This window comes from Kitasatospora sp. NPDC058162, assembly GCF_042884005.1.
In the GTDB taxonomy this organism is placed as follows: Bacteria; Actinomycetota; Actinomycetes; order Streptomycetales; family Streptomycetaceae; genus Kitasatospora.
The window spans coordinates 142,601-159,166 of sequence record NZ_JBHVUS010000021.1; the positions used below are offsets into that span (position 1 = coordinate 142,601).

A 16,566-nucleotide genomic window follows, 5' to 3' on the forward strand; every position below is an offset into this window, starting at 1 on the left:
GCAGGCACCGCGGCCGTGTCCGAGGCGGCGGCTAGGGTCCGCCCCGTGGACAAAGACGCTCTCGACTACTGGACCCGGACCCAGTCCGGCTGCATCCCCCCGGACCTGGCCTCCCGGCTCCTCGAACTCGGCCACGCCACCGAGGTGGAGTTCCAGGCCGGCCGCGGCGAGTGGTTCTGCGCCCGGGAGTGGGCGCGGCTGCTCGACGGGCAGGGCCGGCCGGAGGAGGCACTGGCGGTGCTCGCGCCGTACACCGCCACCGGGTGGTGGACGGCGGCCGAGGCCACGGCCGAGCTGCTGGAGGCGCGGGGCCGGGTCGACGAGGCGATCGCGCTGGCCCGCCCGCACGCCGAGGGCGGCAGCCCGCTGGCGATGAACTCCTTCGCGCGGATGCTCGCCCGTCACGGCCGGGCCGACGAGGCGTTCACCCTGCTGCGCCCGTACGTCGCGGACTGGTTCCTCGCCCAGGCCCTGGTCGACGTCGCCGCGGGTACGGGCCGCGACGAGGAGGCCGCCGAACTCCTCACCGCCCGCATCGGAGCCGTCTCCCCCTGCCCCACCGACTCGTGCGCCGGCCACCCGGTCGGACCGTTCAATGCCGTCGGCCTCCTCGCCTCGATCCGGGAGCGCCAGGGCCGCGTCGACGAGGCGATCGCCCTGCTGCACACCCGCGACAGCACCTCGGTCAACGACCGCAACCAGCTCGCCGACCTGCTGGCCCGGCACGACCGGATCGAGGAACTGCGGGCGTACGCGGCGACCGACCACCACGGGCACGCCGCGCGACGGCTCGCGGAACTGCTGGAGGAACGCGGCGACGTGGCGGGCGCGGTCGGCGTCTACCGGCGGATCGACGACTCCTCCGTAGGCCGGCACACCGTGGCGGTGGACTTCGCCCAACTCCTGGCCCGGCACGGCCGGTACGAGGAGGCGATCGCCGTGATGCGCACCCTGTCCGACGCCCCCGGCGGCGCGGAGGACTGGATCCTCGACACGCTCCGCACCCTGTACACCGACCAGGGCCGCCCCCGTGACGGCCTGGCCTACCTCGACGCCCTCAAGGCCCGCCGCGGCGGGGAGGAGTGGGAGGTCTTCTGGGTGCGGCTGCCGCTGATGGCGGCCTGCGACCGGGTCGACGAGGCCGTCGAGCAGGCACGGGCCCACCCCGAGGGCGACACCTGGTACGCGGCGTCGCACGTCGCCAGGATGCTGGCCGACGCGGGCCGCACCGAGGAGGCCGTCGCCGTCCTCCGACCGTGCGCCCCCGCCAACCGCCACGACCTGGCCCGCTACCTCATCGACCTCGGCCGCGTCGCGGAGGCCGTGACGCTCCTCCAGGAGCCCGTGCCCGTGCCGGCCCGGACGACCTGGGTCGGCTCGTACTGCGACGAGCCGCCCTTCTGACGGGGCCGAGCCGGATGCCGTGGTGCTGTGGGGCCGTGGAGCCGACAGGCGGGCGTCGGCCCCACGGCACAGCTGGGTCAGCTGGGTCAGCGCCAGTAGGCCGCGACCTGGAGCGGCCGCTTGCCGTTGTGGGTGCCGAGGTGGGCGTAGTACGCCCACCTGCTGTCCTGGCGGCTGGTGACGGTGTACCAGTGGCCGTCGCACGGCACGTTGTCGACCCCGCCGGCGTGGATGCCGACGCCGGCCTTGCGGATCTCGACCTTGTACGTGCCGCCCCCGGAGCACCACACGTCGAACCGGACGGTCGTCCCGCCCGGGCCGAGGGCGACGTTCTTGGTGGACCAGCCGGTGGTCGGGGTGTGCTTGTCGAACCACTGGTACTGCCACGAGGCGGCCGAGGCCGGGCTGGTGCTCAACGCGAGCCCCAGCGCCGCCGTACCTCCGACGACCATCGCCGCGAGCTTCCCCTTCATGGTGTTCCCTCCCCTTGCCACCGTCGGTCGCGGTGGATGGCAAGAGCGTGGCAGGGCGACCCCCGACCGATCGTCAACTCCAGGGTTGATCGCGGGGGTAAACCTCTGCGGTACCCGAGGACGCCGGACATCGCGGGCGGAGAGGAGCGGTCAACCGCAGGGTTGACGACAGCGGCCGCGGCCGTCCGTACGCTGCCCGGATGCGGTCGATCACGCGAAGGCTCCGGGTGGACCCGGTGCGGGCGGACACGGCGCTCGCCCTGGTGCTCGCGGTGGTGACCGTCGTCTACGGGCTGCAGTCGTACCAGGCCCGCTACCGGGCGGAGGGCTGGCGGCCGTTCGACCTGACGGCGGTCGGCCTGAGCCTGCTGGTGGCGCTGCCGCTGGCGCTGCGCCGGCGCCACCCGTGGCCGGTACTGACGCTGTCCCTGACCGGCCTGCTGGCCTACACCGCCGCCGGGTTCCAGCCGTCGGTGAACCTGTGGCCGCCGCTGCTCGCCGCCTACACCGTGATCGCGCGCCGACCGCCGCGCCAGGCGCTCGCGGCCGCAGCGGTGACCTGCGGGGCCTGGCTGGCCAGCGGACTCCAGGCGCGCCTGTCAGTGGAGCTGTCGGTGGCGCAGTCCGTCATCGCGATCAGCATCGTGGGCATCTTCGCGACGGGCACCCGGCGCCTGGCCGAGCGCAACATGCAGCTGGCCGAGGCGACGGAGCGGCTGCGGCGCGAGCAGGAGCTGCGGGCGCGGCACGCGGTGGTGGAGGAACGGGTGCGGATCGCCCGCGAGCTGCACGACATGATCGCCCACCACCTGTCGGCACTGGCCGTGCAGGCGGGGGTGGCCGAGTACGTCTTCGCCACCGACCCGCGGGCGGCCCGGGAAGCGCTGACCGCGATCGGGGCGACCAGCCGCGAGGCGCTGGAGGAGATGCGGGGGCTCCTCCAGGTCCTGCGCGTCTCCGGCGACGCACCGTGCGAGCAGGAGGAGCTCTATCATCCGGCGCCCGGACTGGCCGAGCTCGACGGGCTCGTGGAGCGCACCCGGGCGGCCGGTGTGCCGGTCCGGGTCGTCATGTCGGGCCCCGCGCGGATGCTCGCCCCCGGGGTCGACCTGTGCGCGTTCCGGGTCGTCCAGGAGGCCCTCACCAATGTGATCAAGCACGCCGGACGCCCCGCCACCGCGACCGTCCGCCTCCAGTGGCAGCCGGACCGCCTCGACGTCCGGATCGTCGACGACGGGCCCGGAGACGGCGACGCGGTGTCCGGCAGCGGGCTCGGTTTGATCGGGATGCATGAACGCGTCAGACTCTACGGCGGGTCCGTGCACGCCGGCCCGCGCCCGGACGGAGGGTTCGAGGTCGCGTTCACGCTGCCGGTCACCGCAACCGACCCGTGAGGACGGCCAGCCGGGCCCGGACGTGGGGGACGGCAGGGCCTGCCGAGGCGTGGGGGACGAGGGGCGGCAACGGTGACATCGGTGACATCCGTACTGATCGTGGACGACCAGGTGCTCATCCGAGCGGGCATCGCCGCCCTGGTCCGCGCCACCGACGGCCTGGAAGTGGCCGGCGAGGCCGCCACCGGCGAGGAGGCCGTCGACCTGGCCGCGCACCGCCCGCCCGACGTCGTCCTGATGGACATCCGCCTGCCCGGCATGAGCGGCATCGCCGCCCTCGAACGCATCCTCGCCGCCGCGGCGCCGCCCAAACCCAAGGTCGTCATGCTGACCGTCTACGACCTCGACCAGTACGTCTACGCCGCGCTGCGCGCCGGAGCCAGCGGCTTCCTGCTCAAGGACACCCCGCCCGAACGGCTGCTCACCGCGGTCAAGCAGATCGCGGAGGGCGAGATGCTGTTCGCCCCGACCGTCACCCGCCGCCTGGTCGAGACCTACGCACGCCAGGGCGAACCGGTCGCCGAACAGCCCGACACCCTGGACGGACTGACCGCGCGCGAGCGGGACGTGCTGCACCTCGTCGGCCGGGGCCTGACCAACGACCAGATCGCGCAACGCCTGGTGGTGAGCATCGCCACGGTCAAGACCCACGTGAACCGGCTGATGGCGAAACTCGCCCTCACCAGCCGGGCCCAGGCCGTGGTCGTCGCCTACGAGAGCGGCCTGGTGACCGTCGGAGGCGACCCCCGCCCCGCCCCGGGGCCTCCGAGGCTCGGCCCGGCCTGACCGGGCCTGCCCCGACGGCCTTCAAGCCCGGTTCTGGATGTGCGACATGTCCGTCACGCTGACGGCACCGACGCTCGTCCTGGGCTGCCGACCCGGAATTCGGATGCTGGGACACGGGGTCAGCCGAACCTACGGATCGGCGCAGCGGCGAGAATGCGCGCCCCATCACTCGGGCGGAACTCCCCCCGGCGCTCCTGCCGGCAGCTCCTACGGTTCCAGGCGCGGGTCGTCGATGTCGACGGCGGCGGTCCCGGGCGGATAGAGCTCCGGGCGAGCCGTCAGGATGAGGTGCTGCAGCGGGCGTGCATGCCTGCACGGCGACCGTCCCGACGGTCGCCGTGCAGGCGTTGCGGCACATCCACGCGGGGCCGGACGGCGCCTGGCCGTGCGGTCAGGCGGTCACGTGGTACCAGTAGCCGCCGGTGCGCAGGCCGACGTAGTGGACGTCGGTGCCGGTCTCCTTGGCCTCGTACATCATGTCCGCGCCGGTGGCCGGGTCGGTGCCGGCGTAGAGCACGACGTGCACGGTGTTGTGAGCGTCCGTGCCGAAGTACTCGACGTCACCGGGGCGGCGCTGGGCCTCGGTGATCGGGGTCAGGTGCTTGTCCAGGGTCTGCTCGCTGGTGTCGCCGCCGTTGGCGAGGTCGATGCCGGCGCCGAACCAGAAGGCCGCGCGGACCAGGCCCGAGCAGTCCACGCCGACGGTGGTGTCGGCCGGGCAGGGCTGGATCGAGCCGGTGTAACCGTCGCAGGTGCCGAGCGACGGGCCGGGGCCCTCGCCGCGCAGCGAGTGGCCGCCGCCCCAGACGTACGGGACGCCCAGGTAGGACTTCGCCGCGTTCAGGACCTTGGCGGAGTTGATCGGGCCGCTGGGCAGCGGGGTGGGGGTGCTGGTGTAGAGGGCGTTCTTGACGGCCGTGCCGACGATCCCGTCGATGGCCAGGGCGTGCGAGGCCTGGAAGTTGCGCACCGCCGTGTCGGTGGCCGGGCCGAACTGCCCGTCCACGGTGAGGCGGCCCGCGTTGAAGGTGTTCAGCATCGCCTGCAGGGTGCTGGCGCACGCGCCGCTGGCGCCCTTCTGCAGGTCGCCGCACTGGGTGCGCAGGTCGACGGTGCCGGTGCCGGAGGAGCCGGCCGCCGCCGCGTCGAGCTTCGCCTTGGTGGCCGGGCCGACGATGCCGTCCGCGGTCAGGGAGTGCGAGGACTGGAAGGTGCGCACGGCCGTGTCGGTGCCCGACCCGAACTGCCCGTCCACGGTGAGGTGGGCACCGGTCAGGTTGAGCTCCAGCTGGAGCTGGGTGACGCAGCCGTCGGCCTCACCCATCCGCAGGTTGGCCGGACAGGCCGGGGAGGTGATCGGTATCGGCGCCGGCGCGGTCGTGGCGGGTGCCGCCGAGGCGGCGTAAGCACCGACACCCGTCAGCACGGACGCCAGGGCCAGGCCCAGCGACCACCGGCGCCGGGTGGGGAGGAGGGTGTTCACAGAGGTTCTCCAAATCCATGATGATTTGTCAGAAACTCTGCCTCACCCGCCCCCGTCCGGGAGGGGCTTGCCGTCCCATCCACCGGGTGGACGCGTCTCACGGCGCCGACCCGCGCGGTGGGACGGGCCCCCACCTGGGTGCGGGACCGCCGTGCCTCCCGCCGTTGAGCTGGCCCGACGGGTGGCGGACCGCGGAGGCCGCGGGCGCCGGCCGCCCGCACATCCGTGGCGTCCCGGCGCGCATCCCGGGAAGCCGTCCCGCGGGTCGTTCGACGCCGGGCCGGACTCGGCGTGTGTCGGCTCCCCCGCTCAGGTTCCGTCCGGTCGGTCGATCATGGGCGGAGCCGGATGACGAGGGCTGCTGCGGAGGCCGTCGGCCAGTGTGTGTAACGGGCGGTCAGGATGCGCAGGGCAGCAGGGGCGGGAGTTCCGACGCCCTGAGGACGTAACTCGTGTTGCCCGCCTGCTTGGCCGGGTCCTTCGAGTAGCCCGCTGTCAGGTAGGTGGCCAGCAATGCGTCGCCGCTGGCGACGACGCCGCCGTACTCCGGGGTCAGCGTGGTCCGGGAGTGGGTGCGCAGGTCGGCAGCCCACACGGCCTTGCCGCCGAGCCAGGTGACGATGTCGCCGGCGAGCTCGACCTGGTCGATGTGTTCTCCATCCCCGGCCCTGGCGACGACCGCGGGCCCCGGCCACTCCGGCCGCCAGGCGTGGAGGGCCTGGTAGTCGGGCGAGACCCAGGTCCAGGTCCTGCCGTCGCCCGTGATGTGGGCCGCGTCGGCGATCCCGGTGATGGCCGGCGGGAGCTGCACGGGCTCACCTGTCCGGACGGATACGGCCTTCAGGACCGGCGGGGCGTCGGGCTTCTCCTCCTCTCGCCAGCCCAGGACGTCACCGGCGAGGAAGACCGGGCTGAGGTTGCCGGTCCGCAGGACGGAGTCCTTCCGGCTCCGCAGGTCGAAGAGGTGCACTGCCTGTCTCCCGTCCGGAACCCCCTCCGTCCAGGCGGCCTTTCCCTCCCGCAGCTGGAGGAAGAGAAACGGCCCCGGGACCGTCTTCTCGTGCCGGCCGACCAGGAAGGGGCCGTCGGTCGCGGTCGAGTCCAGCTGCAACCATGTGCACTCGCTTCAGGCCCCACCCGGTCACAGCATCAGGTGCACCGCCGTGGTCAGCAGGTAGGCCACCGCGAAGACAACGGCCGTACGGCGCAGGCCCGTTGCCCGGAGCAGGACGGCCGCACTGCCGAACCAGAGCAGGTCCAGCAGCGCCCGGGCCGCGCCGTGCAGCGGCACCTCCGCACCCGGCGCGCCGAACATCGCCCAGACCGCGACGTACCCGGCCGGCAGCACGAGGGCGAGCGCCCAGCGGGCCCAGCGGGCCGTCCGCCGGGTGAGCCCGAACCGTACGGCGGCGGTGTAGACGGCGAGTTCGAGCAGCAGGGCGAGCGCGTCGTCGACGGTGCGCAGCACCCCGGTCACCGCTCGCCCCGGGTCATCGGTTCGTCCTTCGTAGCCCCACCCATATCAAGCACACCTCAAATGATTTGAGCTCTGAATGATTTGATGGAGATACTATCGCTGCGGCGAGCGCCGTCAACCCCCCTTCGCCGACGCCGAAGCCCTGCGCACCGTGGAACACGAAGGCGGCGCCGGTGCCCCTGCACCGGCGCCGCCCCACGCGCCCCGTCGATCCGTCGCCTCAGACCTCGCCGAGGAACCCCGGGTCGGCCAGCCCCATCTGCCCGGCGAAATCGGCCGCCACCCCGAGCACCTCGCGCATGGGCACCGCCCGCCGGCTCGTGGCCGCGATGTCCGCCTGGGCCTGCTCCGACCACAGGAACGGGAACACCGTGATCCCCTGCGACGGGGTCAGGGCTGCGGCCTCCGCCCGCCAACCGGGCCAGCGCACGCCGTCGTAGAAGCTCTCCACGCCGCCCGCGAGCAGCCAGGAGACCCAGCCCGAGTGACCCGTCTCCAACGCCTCCCACTCGAGCGTGTCGGGAGCGAAGTAGGTCATCTGCCCCGGCGCGCCCGGCCGGCCCACCGCCGAAGGGTCATGGCCGTTCAGCGCGAAGACCCCGCCCACGACGTCGTGGCCGACGACGAGACCGTCCGCAGGATGCCAGGCGGGGTCGAAGTCCACGGGGAACCCGTTGACCTGACCCAGGCTCGGCAGACCCCCGCCCACGGCCGAGCCGCCGCCGAACACCCGCACCCACCCGTCGTCCAGCAGCAACCCGCCCGAGTTCAGGGCCAGGGTGCCGAGCACCGATCGCGCCGTGACCTGCAGTTGCAGCAGGCTCCGGCGCCCCTCGGCCCGGTCGGCGGGAAGCACCTCCACCGGCACGGCCGCCGCCGCGAACGCCTGCTCCAACTCGGGCCACGCCGGATCGTCCACCCCGGCCAACTCGTCGATCTCTCGCATCCGAGGATGATCGCACCGAACACCCTCGGCACCGGCATCCGGACGCCGGTCGGACCCCGCCCCGCCTGCTACTCCCGCCCCCGGCGGCGGCACTCAGGAAACCGGGGTACGGGGCTGGCGGCTCCCCCTGCGGACCGAACATGACGAGGTACTCGACCGGCCCGTCGGCGCCGGTCACGCGACCTCGCCATGGTCCGGCAACTCCCCTTTTCCCTGCCGGCAGTTGGGCGGCTGAGCGGCGGCGGCACGCCGCCGGGCCCGGAGGATCTCCGCTGACAGGGACAGGGCGGAGCCGAGCACACCGAGTACGGCATCGACGGTGAGGAGGATCGTGTCCATGGGGGGGGATCCGTTCTCCGGGCCCCACGCGCGCCCGGATCCGACGTTCCGCGCCGACGGCCCCCGGGGAGGTTCCCTCGCCCGCCATGATGACAACCGCGACCGGATTCCACCAGCCCCGCCCTGACGCCGGGTCACCACCGGACCCCCGGCACAGCCGCTCGTCGTTCAGGAGAGCCGGGAGACCCGGGAGACCGCGGTCGTGGCGGCGGGGCGGAAGGTGCGGCGGTACGCCTGGGGGCCGACGCCGATCGCGGCGTGGAGGTGCTGGCGCAGGGAGACGCCGGTGCCGAAGCCGGCGCGGCGGGCGACCAGGTCGACGGGCCAGTCGGTGGTCTCCAGGTAGTGGCGGGCTAGGTCGACGCGCTGGCGGATCAGCCATTGACCGGGGGTGGTGCCGGTCTCCTCGCGGAAGCGTCGGGTGAAGGTGCGCACGCTCATGTTCGCGTGGGCGGCCAGCTCGGCCAGCGTGAGCGGGTCGGCGAGGCGGGCCATCGCCCAGGCCTGGGTGGGGGCGGTGCCGGGGGCCGTCGGGTCGGGCACGGGGCGCTGGATGTACTGGGCCTGCCCGCCGTCGCGCCAGGGCGGCACGATGCAGGAGCGGGCGACGGTGTTGGCGATCCGGCTGCCGTGGTCGCGACGGACGAGGTGCAGGCACAGGTCGATCCCGGCGGCGACACCGGCGGAGGTGCAGATGTCGCCGTCGTCGACGAACAGCACGTCGGGGTCGATCCGGATGGTGGTGAACATCCGCTGCAGGCGGGCCGCTTCACGCCAGTGGGTGGTGGCGGGGCGGTGGTCCAGGAGCCCGGCGGCGGCCAGGACGTAGGCGGCGGTGCAGATGCCCACGATCCGGGTCCCCGGACGGATGGCGGCGAGGGCGTCGCGCAGCGCGGCGGGCAGCCGGCCCTCCTCGCGGACCGGTCCGAGGTCGTGGGAGGGCGGGATGACGACGGTGTCGACGCGGGCCAGCAGCGAGGCGTCGTGGGCGACGGTGAGGCCGTAGTCGGCCTCGGCCCGTACCGGACCGCCGTCGAGGCTGCAGGTGCTCACCGTGTAGAGCCGGTCGCCCGCCTCGTCGCGGGCCGCGCCGAAGATGCGCGCGGGGATGCCGAGTTCGAAGGGGACGACCCCGTCCAGGGCCAGAACGCCGATGCGGTGCATGGCCGGATCCTTTCAGTCGATGGCCATCGGGCCGCTACTGGGGGCCTTCGGCTCCCGGCAGTCTTCTGCCGTGCCGGAGTTCCGGCACGAACACAGCGGCACGAACAGCAGCACGAACAACGAGAAAAGCACCGTGGAAAGCGAACACGCCATCATGGACCGGACCACCACCACCCCCACCATGCGCGCCGTCTCCCAGGAGACCGCCGGATCCCCCGACGTCCTCGAGGTCATCAGGACGCGGCGCCCGGAACCGGGCCGGGGCGAGATCCTGGTCCGGGTGCACGCGGCGGGTGTGAACCCGGCCGACTGGAAGATCAGGCAGCGGGGGGTGTTCGCGGACGGCACGCGGCTCCCCTTCCCCCTGGGGTTCGACGTCTCCGGGGTGGTCGAGGAGACCGGCGACGGTGTGACCGTCTTCCGACCGGGCGACGAGGTCTTCGGGATGCCGTGCTTCCCCCACCCGGCGGGCGCCTACGCCGAGTACGTCGCCGCCCCGGCCCGCCACTTCGCCCCCCGGCCCCGGAACCTGACCCACCTCGAATCGGGCGCCCTGCCGCTGGCCGCCCTCACCGCCTGGCAGGCCCTCGTCGACACCACCGACGTCCGGCCCGGCCAACGCGTCCTCGTCCACGCCGCCGCGGGCGGGGTCGGCCACCTGGCCGTCCAGATCGCCAAGGCCCGCGGGGCCACGGTGATCGGCACCGCCAGCGCCGCCAAGCACGACCTGCTCCGCTCCCTGGGCGCGGACGAACTGGTCGACTACCGCACCCAGGACTTCGCCGAGACCGTCCGCGACGTCGACGTCGTCCTGGACGCCGTCGGCGGCGCCCACTGGGCCCGCTCGCTCCGCACCCTGCGGCCGGGGGGAACGCTGGTCTCGCTGCTCCCGCTGGACGACGCCTTCCCCCACGAGCAGGCCGAAGCGGCCGGGGTGCGGGCGGTGTTCATGCTCGTCGAGCCCGACCGGCAGGGCCTGCGCGAGATCGCCGCGCTGGTCGAGGACGGCCGCCTGCGGGTGATCGCCGACGCCGTCTTCCCGTTGGAGGAGGTCGCCGCCGCCCACGCACTGGGCGAGGGCGGCCGCACGACCGGGAAGATCGTCCTGTCCGTGACTCCCTGACTCCGCGACTCCGTGGCTCCGTGACCAACCGTCAGCGCCCGAGGCCGGGTTGCGCGGCCGTCTACGCTGGGTGGTGCCGACGAGGGAGCGCGAGGCGGGGGCCGATGGAGCAGCGCGGGGGTACGGACGCGGAACGACGGTTGGCGCGGGCCCGGTTGGAGGTGCGGCACGCCAGGGAGCGGCTGGGCGAAGGCGGTTACGGGACGTGGCTGCGCCGGCGACTGGAGCTCATGGAGGGCCTGGACCGGCTGAGCGAACTCCTCAGCGGCCCGGCGAACCTGCCGGACCGGTTCGACGAGTTGGAGGTGGTCCTCGCCGAGCGCGTCGGGCTCGGGCGGGAGGTGGTCCGGGACGAGGACTGCCGCCCCTGGCTCGCGCAGGCGCTGGTCGAACAGGCCAGGCTCCTCGGTGTGCGCCGTCGCCGCGCGGAGGCGGTCGGGCCCGCCCGCGAGGGCGTGGCGCTCTTCCGGGCACTGGCCGCCGAGGAGCCGGACGAGTACCGGCGCCTGCTCGCCGCCGCCCTGGAGAACCTGGCGAACCAACTCTCCCCGCCCGCCACCCGCGCCGAGGCCCTCGCGACCGTGCGGGAGGCCCTGGAACTGCGCCGGGTCGAGGACCGGGTGCGGCCGGGGCCGGTGAGCGGGAACGGGCTCGCTTCCGCGTTGACGGATCTCGGCATGCTGCTCGACGAGGCGGGCGCGTTCACCGAGGCCGTTCCCGTCCTGCGCGAGGCGGTGCTCCGCTACCGCACGCTCGACGCGACCCGGCAGGCGGACGGCGAGGCCTACTGGGCCGCACTGTCGACGTACGCGCAGGCGCTGCGGCACGCCGGCGCGGGCGAGGGGGTCGAGGCCCACGTGTGCCGGGAGCTGATGGCGGCGGTCCACCGCCGCCTCGCGGAGCAGAGTCCCGAAGGGCTGGCCGTCGTCAACGCCCTGCTGGCCGACCAGGGCTACACGACGGACGAGGACGGCGGCCTTCGCGACCTCCGCCCGGACCGGCGCGCCGAGGACGCGTCGCAGGCCCCGTTGCAAGCCCCTCCGCAGGACGCGCCGCAGGCCCCGCCGCAGGACACATCGCGAGACGCATCGCAGGCCCCGTGGGCGCGGATCGAGGAGCTGGCCGTCCGCGCCCGCGAGCAGACCGCACAGCGGGACTTCGCCGGGGCGCTCGCCACCCATCGCGAGGCGGTGTCCTACTGCCGGGGCCTGCCCCAGGCCGACCCGCGCGCCGTCCTGGGCCTGGCCGGCACCCTCCACGACCTGGGGCTCCTCCTCGGGACGATCGGCCGCCCGGCGGAGGCGGTCCCGCCCCTGACGGAGGCGGTCGGTCTGCACCGCCGGCTGCTGCCGGCCGCCCCCGGGCCGATCCGCCCGCTGCTCGCCGGTTCCCTGGACACGCTCGGCTCCCGCCTGGCCTCCTGCGGCCGCCACCGCGACGCGCTCGCCGCGACGGCGGAGGCCGTCGAGCTGATGCGCCTGGTCGTCGACGCGCCTCCCGGCGCCCACGGGCCCGCCGACGCGCGGCCGGGCGGGGAGCCCGACGCCGCCGAGGCGACCCGGGAACTGGCCAGGATGCTGAACAACCTGAGCATCCGGCACGCCGACCTGGAGCGCCACGAGGACGCCCGCACCGCGTCCCGGGAGGCGGTGGCCCGCTACCGCGGCACCTCACTCCCGGAGGACGAGCTCAGCGGGCTGGTCCACGCCCTCGCCAACCTGGCGCTGCGCGAGGCCCGCCTGGAGCACACCGCTCCCGTCCCGGCGCTGCTCCAGGAGGTCCTGGCCCTGCTCGACCGTCCGGTGCGCTTCCCGCCCGGGGTCCGCCTCGACGGGCTCGCGGACTCGCTGCACTGGCTGGCCTGGTACCTCAAGCGCCACCAGCACCACCGCGAGGGCCGCGCGGCCGAGCGCGCCGCGTCGGCCCTGCGGCGGTGGCGCTGAGCCCGGCGTCGGCCGCACTGCCCAACCCTTGGAAGACCCCCCACTGTCTCCTGCCCGGCCGCCGACGAAGCCAGCAGAAAGCCCGTCGCCCGCTCCCCGGAAAACCTTCCTCAAGGTGTCCGACGCCGACCGGTCGTCCACGACGACCGCCGTCCCGGGCTCCCCGGATACGGTCGTGGAGAAGAGCAGAAATCGCCCCGCCCGCCCCCGTCTCGACGGACAGGCTCAGAGCCACCAGCGCACGAACGTGACGACGCCGAGCACCGCGAAGCCCAGGAGCAGCAGCCCGACGAGGGCGAGGCCGGCACAGGCCAAGTCCCAGGCCGAGTCCTCCTCGGCCGCCTGCTGGGCGGCCTGGCCCTCCCGGCCCCAGGAGACCGGGCGGCCCGCGTGCGCGGAGGCGGCCACGCGGAGGTCGCCCAGCCGGGTGCGGGCGGTCTCGGTCGGTGCGGACCGCTCGGAGGTGTGCCAGGCGAGGGCCGCCATCCGGCGGAGCGGATCCGCGTGGCGCCCCTCGAAGGCCGCGGTCTCGGCCGGATCCCGGTCCTCCTCCAGGTAGGCCCAGCGGCCCGCCTCGGCCGGCTCCCCGTACAGCCGGTAGACCTCGGCCAGGCGCCGCCGGACCGTGAGGTCGGCCGGGTAGGAGGCCACCAGGCCGCGCAGGCGTTGGCGGGCCACGGGTATCCGGCCGGCACGGAGGTCCGCGTCGACCTTCAGGAGGGTGGTCTCAACTGTCACCGGAGCATCGTGGCCGATGAATAACCGCTGGTCAAAGGGGTTTCGCTCGCACTCGGAGCATCCACACCCCGGCGCGCCGCAGCACACCGGCACCGATTTGTGACGTGGCCCTGCCTAGTTCGTTCGCGCCTCGGTGTGGTGGGATGTGCCCGAAGGGTGACGAGCGCAGGTGGGGGTGCGTGGTGCGGAGCGGACGGCTGCTGGGGCTGGACGGGGACGCGGCGAATCTGGTCGCAGTGGGGCTGGTCCGACTGGGGGCCGAGGAATGGCTCGGGGAGACGGGCGGGGCGCCCGCCTGGGTGGGCGGGCTGCGCGCGGCCTCCTTCGCGGACGCCTGGCTGTCCTTCGGCGACACACCGGCGCCCGGGCTGCGGGTGCCGGCCGCAGCCGTGGTGCCGGCCCTCGTGGAGCAGGCGGCCGAGCTGCTGCTGCGCTCCGGCGGGGGCGACGGGCCGACGGCCCTGGGGTGGCTCGGGCAGCGCTCGGCCGAGGCCCGTGAGCAGGCCCACCGGGAGGACGTGACCCACCCGGCCGAGCCCTGCGCCCTGACCCTGGTGTGGCACGGGGTCCAGGCGCTGACCGCCGAGGACGGCCCGACCCACCGCCTCCGCGTCGAGGAGCGCGTCGAGGCCTACGTACGGGAGCGGCACCGCCGCCAGGACACCCTCGCCCTGATGCTGTGCTGCGCCCGGATCGCCGCCGCCGCCCTGGTGGAGCTCAGCGAGGGCGACCCGGCCCGGGTGGACGGATGGCTGGAACAGGACGCCGCCCGCGCCATGCCCCGCCTCGGCCCCGCCCCCCTCTGGGTCCCGGGCCGGCCCTGAGGGCCGACCCGGGGAGGGAGGCCGGGGTCAGCGCGGGCCGGGGTCAGCGCGGGCCGGGGTCGCTGGTGCCGGGGCGGCCGTTCTCCAGGTGGCCGGCCCAGCGGCGGCGGAAGGCCGGACCGTCCGCAGCCGTGACGGCGATGTCGTACCAGCGGTTCCCCTCGGGCAGGTCGAAGGTGAACCGGGCGTCGTCGCCGGGGCGCAGGGTGCGGCCCTGCTTGGCGCCCTTCGCGTAGGCGTTCTCGGCGGTGACCGTGCGGGCCGTCTCCCCGTGGTTGGAGACCGTCACCCGCACCTTGTGCCGCGCGGGCTCGAACCGGGCGACCAGGCCGCCCACCGTCTTGCCCTCGAACTCCTGCACCGAGCCGTTCGGCCCGTGGGCGACGAGGTGGTAGCCGCCGTCGACCAGCGGCCAGTGGTCCTCGAAGCTGTCGCCGGGCGAGACGGTGTAGCGGCGCGGGGCCGCCGTCGGCGCCGTCCGGTCGTAGACGTAGAGCCAGCCACCGGCCGAGCCCTGGTTGTTCAGGTTGAGCTGGAACACCGTCGCGTCGTCGGTCTCGTCCTCGTTGACCCGCAGGTCGTACGGGAGGGCGCGGGCCGGGCGGGTGCCGGGCTCCTGGGTGGGCATCCGCTGGGGCAGCGGCACCTGGTACGGCTTGCCCTGGGAGGCGATCGGCGCGGGCACCGGTATCGAGACCCGCTGCGGGTCGGCGCCGGAGAAGTCCAGCGCCGAGGTGAGGTCGCCGCAGACCGACCGGCGCCAGGCGCTGATGTTGGGCTCCTCGATGCCGAACCGGGCCTCCAGGAACCGCAGCACGGAGGTGTGGTCGAAGGTCTCCGAGCAGACCCAACCGCCGCGCGACCACGGGGAGATGACCAGCAGCGGCACCCGCGGGCCGAGGCCGATCGGCTGCAGCCCGCCGCGGTCGGCGCCGGGCACCAGCGGGCTCATCTCGCCCGGGTACTTGGCGAGGTCGAGCAGCTCGTCGCCGAGGCTCGCCTCCAGGTCGGTGGAGACCATGCCCTCGCCGCCCGGCCGGCTGACGACCGGCGGCATCGGCGGCACGACGTGGTCGAACAGGCCGTCGTTCTCGTCGTAGTTGATGAGGAAGACGGTCCGGCCCCACACCTCGGGGTTGGAAGTGAGCGCGTCCAGCACGAGGTTGATGTAGTACGCGCCGTCGGTGGGGGTGGCGGAGGGGTGCTCGCTGTACAGGTACGGCGGGACGATCCAGGAGACCTGGGGCAGCCGGCCCTGCTGGACGTCGGCCCGGAACTCCTTGAGCGTGTGGTCCGTCGCCCCCTTGTCGACGAGCGGCCCGGAGGCGCCCTCGGCGACCTGGAACCGCTCGAAGAACATCAGCGAGTTGTCGGTGTAGTTGTCCGTCGGGGTGCCCGGCTCACCGGAACCGCCCTGGTACAGCTTCCAGCTGACCCCGGCCTTCTCCAGCCGCTCGGGGTACGTCGTCCAGGTGTAGCCGTTGGTGCCGTTGCGCTCCCACAGGCCGGGGCCGTTCGGCTTACGGCCGTGCACGTTGCGCGGGTCGCTGGTGCCGGTCCAGAGGTAGATGCGGTTGGGCGCGGTGTCGGCGTGGACGGAGCAGAAGTACGAGTCGCAGACGGTGAACGCGTCGGCGAGGGCGAAGTGGTACTGCAGGTCCTGCCGCTTGAGGTGGCCCATCGTCATGACGTCCTGCTTCTGGTTCACCCACTGGTCGTGGCGCCCTTCGTTCCAGGCGAGGTGACCGCTGCTCCACCCGTGGTCCGTCCCGGCCTGGTGCTCGGTGGTGTTCCTGGGGTCGATGTACCAGGGCAGCACCTCCTTCTCGGAGGCCGGCAGACCGCGGTCGTGGTAGCGGCCGGTCTTCACCGCGGCGGCGGGCTGGTGCCAGTTCGGCCGGCCGTCGGGCAGGGCCGTGGGGCGCGGGTCGTCGAACCCGCGCACCCCGCGGAGGGTGCCGAAGTAGTGGTCGAAGGAACGGTTCTCCTGCATCAGGATGACGACGTGCTCGACGTCCTGGATCGAACGGCTCCGGCTGATCGCGGGCAGGGCCAGAGCCTTGCCGACCGCGGGCGGCAACGCCCCGAGGCCTGCGGCGGCGGCGGAGGCGCCGCTCAGCTGGAGGAATCGCCGCCTGTCGATGGAGGCCACGTGATGTCCTTCCCACTCGTGCATGCAATGGGTCTTCCGAGAAGGCTCGAACATAGGCATCGCAGACGGGCCGTACACAGTCCTCCGACGAACGCCGCATGAGCTTTCGGCCAACTGTTGTCCAGTCAACTTCCCGCCGCGGCAGCCTACTGCAGTACCCGTGACGGGCCGGCCGCACCCCAGCCCTCCGGAAACGCGAAAAGCCCCCGCCCGGTTCACCCGGCGGGGGCTTTTCTGAATGATTGTTCGGCGGCGTCCTACTCTCCCACAGGGTCCCCCCTGCAGTACCATCGGCGCTGTGAGGCTTAGCTTCCGGGTTC

Annotated in this window: 15 protein-coding genes and 1 rRNA gene; 6 read left to right on the top strand and 10 right to left on the bottom strand. The window is 73.9% G+C overall.

Going from position 1 to position 16,566, the window contains the following annotated elements; all coding sequences use genetic code 11:
• The first annotated feature begins 45 nt into the window (after positions 1–45).
• On the top strand, positions 46–1,404 hold the full coding sequence (locus tag ACFVXG_RS30365; RefSeq protein WP_387931902.1) for a tetratricopeptide repeat protein: 1,359 nt from the start codon (positions 46–48) through the stop codon (positions 1,402–1,404).
• Between the two features lie 86 nt (positions 1,405–1,490).
• Here the strand turns inward: ACFVXG_RS30365 and ACFVXG_RS30370 are convergent, their stop codons facing one another.
• The gene (locus tag ACFVXG_RS30370; protein ID WP_387931904.1) at positions 1,491–1,877 is read right to left on the bottom strand and encodes a hypothetical protein; all 387 of its coding nucleotides are present in this window, start codon (positions 1,875–1,877) and stop codon (positions 1,491–1,493) included.
• Positions 1,878–2,077: 200 nt separating this feature from the next.
• On the opposite strand from ACFVXG_RS30370, the gene ACFVXG_RS30375 reads away from it, so the two are divergent.
• Both ACFVXG_RS30375 and ACFVXG_RS30380 read left to right on the top strand, forming a co-directional pair.
• The gene (locus ACFVXG_RS30375) at positions 2,078–3,271 is read left to right on the top strand and encodes a sensor histidine kinase (protein WP_387931906.1); all 1,194 of its coding nucleotides are present in this window, start codon (positions 2,078–2,080) and stop codon (positions 3,269–3,271) included.
• 81 nt (positions 3,272–3,352) lie between these two features.
• Entirely contained in the window at positions 3,353–4,057 is a 705-nt protein-coding gene (locus tag ACFVXG_RS30380) for a response regulator (RefSeq protein ID WP_387931908.1), read from the top strand.
• A gap of 391 nt (positions 4,058–4,448) precedes the next feature.
• On the opposite strand, the gene ACFVXG_RS30385 is transcribed toward ACFVXG_RS30380, so the two are convergent.
• From ACFVXG_RS30385 to ACFVXG_RS30410, 6 genes are all read right to left on the bottom strand, one after another.
• Positions 4,449–5,540, bottom strand: coding sequence for a peptidoglycan-binding protein (locus tag ACFVXG_RS30385; protein WP_387931910.1), 1,092 nt, complete (start codon positions 5,538–5,540; stop codon positions 4,449–4,451).
• A gap of 397 nt (positions 5,541–5,937) precedes the next feature.
• Positions 5,938–6,651 (bottom strand): hypothetical protein, encoded by a 714-nt coding sequence (locus ACFVXG_RS30390; RefSeq protein WP_387931911.1) that lies wholly within the window; start codon positions 6,649–6,651, stop codon positions 5,938–5,940.
• A gap of 30 nt (positions 6,652–6,681) precedes the next feature.
• Positions 6,682–7,017, bottom strand: a complete 336-nt coding sequence (locus ACFVXG_RS30395) for a YrdB family protein (RefSeq protein WP_387931913.1) — start codon at positions 7,015–7,017, stop codon at positions 6,682–6,684.
• A gap of 220 nt (positions 7,018–7,237) precedes the next feature.
• Positions 7,238–7,963 carry a DUF2625 family protein gene (locus ACFVXG_RS30400; RefSeq protein WP_387931915.1) on the bottom strand — a complete coding sequence of 242 codons (726 nt, stop codon included), beginning with the start codon at positions 7,961–7,963 and terminating at the stop codon, positions 7,238–7,240.
• 174 nt (positions 7,964–8,137) lie between these two features.
• The gene (locus ACFVXG_RS30405; protein ID WP_387931917.1) at positions 8,138–8,302 is read right to left on the bottom strand and encodes a hypothetical protein; all 165 of its coding nucleotides are present in this window, start codon (positions 8,300–8,302) and stop codon (positions 8,138–8,140) included.
• 168 nt (positions 8,303–8,470) lie between these two features.
• Positions 8,471–9,466: a GlxA family transcriptional regulator gene (locus ACFVXG_RS30410; protein ID WP_387931919.1), complete on the bottom strand. Its 996-nt coding sequence runs from the start codon at positions 9,464–9,466 to the stop codon at positions 8,471–8,473.
• A 154-nt stretch (positions 9,467–9,620) separates the two neighbouring features.
• Between ACFVXG_RS30410 and ACFVXG_RS30415 the strand changes: the two genes are divergently transcribed.
• Positions 9,621–10,589, top strand: a complete 969-nt coding sequence (locus tag ACFVXG_RS30415) for an NADP-dependent oxidoreductase (RefSeq protein WP_387931934.1) — start codon at positions 9,621–9,623, stop codon at positions 10,587–10,589.
• Positions 10,590–10,693: 104 nt separating this feature from the next.
• On the top strand, positions 10,694–12,532 hold the full coding sequence (locus ACFVXG_RS30420) for a tetratricopeptide repeat protein (protein WP_387931920.1): 1,839 nt from the start codon (positions 10,694–10,696) through the stop codon (positions 12,530–12,532).
• A gap of 225 nt (positions 12,533–12,757) precedes the next feature.
• Here ACFVXG_RS30420 and ACFVXG_RS30425 read toward each other — a convergent pair whose 3' ends face one another.
• Complete coding sequence (locus ACFVXG_RS30425) at positions 12,758–13,270, bottom strand: DUF6584 family protein (RefSeq protein ID WP_387931922.1); 513 nt, start codon at positions 13,268–13,270, stop codon at positions 12,758–12,760.
• 179 nt (positions 13,271–13,449) lie between these two features.
• Here ACFVXG_RS30425 and ACFVXG_RS30430 point away from each other — a divergent pair, with 179 nt between their 5' ends.
• Positions 13,450–14,094 carry a hypothetical protein gene (locus ACFVXG_RS30430; protein ID WP_387931923.1) on the top strand — a complete coding sequence of 215 codons (645 nt, stop codon included), beginning with the start codon at positions 13,450–13,452 and terminating at the stop codon, positions 14,092–14,094.
• A 43-nt stretch (positions 14,095–14,137) separates the two neighbouring features.
• On the opposite strand, the gene ACFVXG_RS30435 is transcribed toward ACFVXG_RS30430, so the two are convergent.
• Together ACFVXG_RS30435 and rrf are read right to left on the bottom strand one after the other, a co-directional pair.
• On the bottom strand, positions 14,138–16,246 hold the full coding sequence (locus tag ACFVXG_RS30435; protein WP_387931925.1) for a phosphocholine-specific phospholipase C: 2,109 nt from the start codon (positions 16,244–16,246) through the stop codon (positions 14,138–14,140).
• Between the two features lie 244 nt (positions 16,247–16,490).
• Positions 16,491–16,566: ribosomal RNA gene (gene rrf, locus ACFVXG_RS30440) — 5S ribosomal RNA — on the bottom strand; the annotation flags it as partial.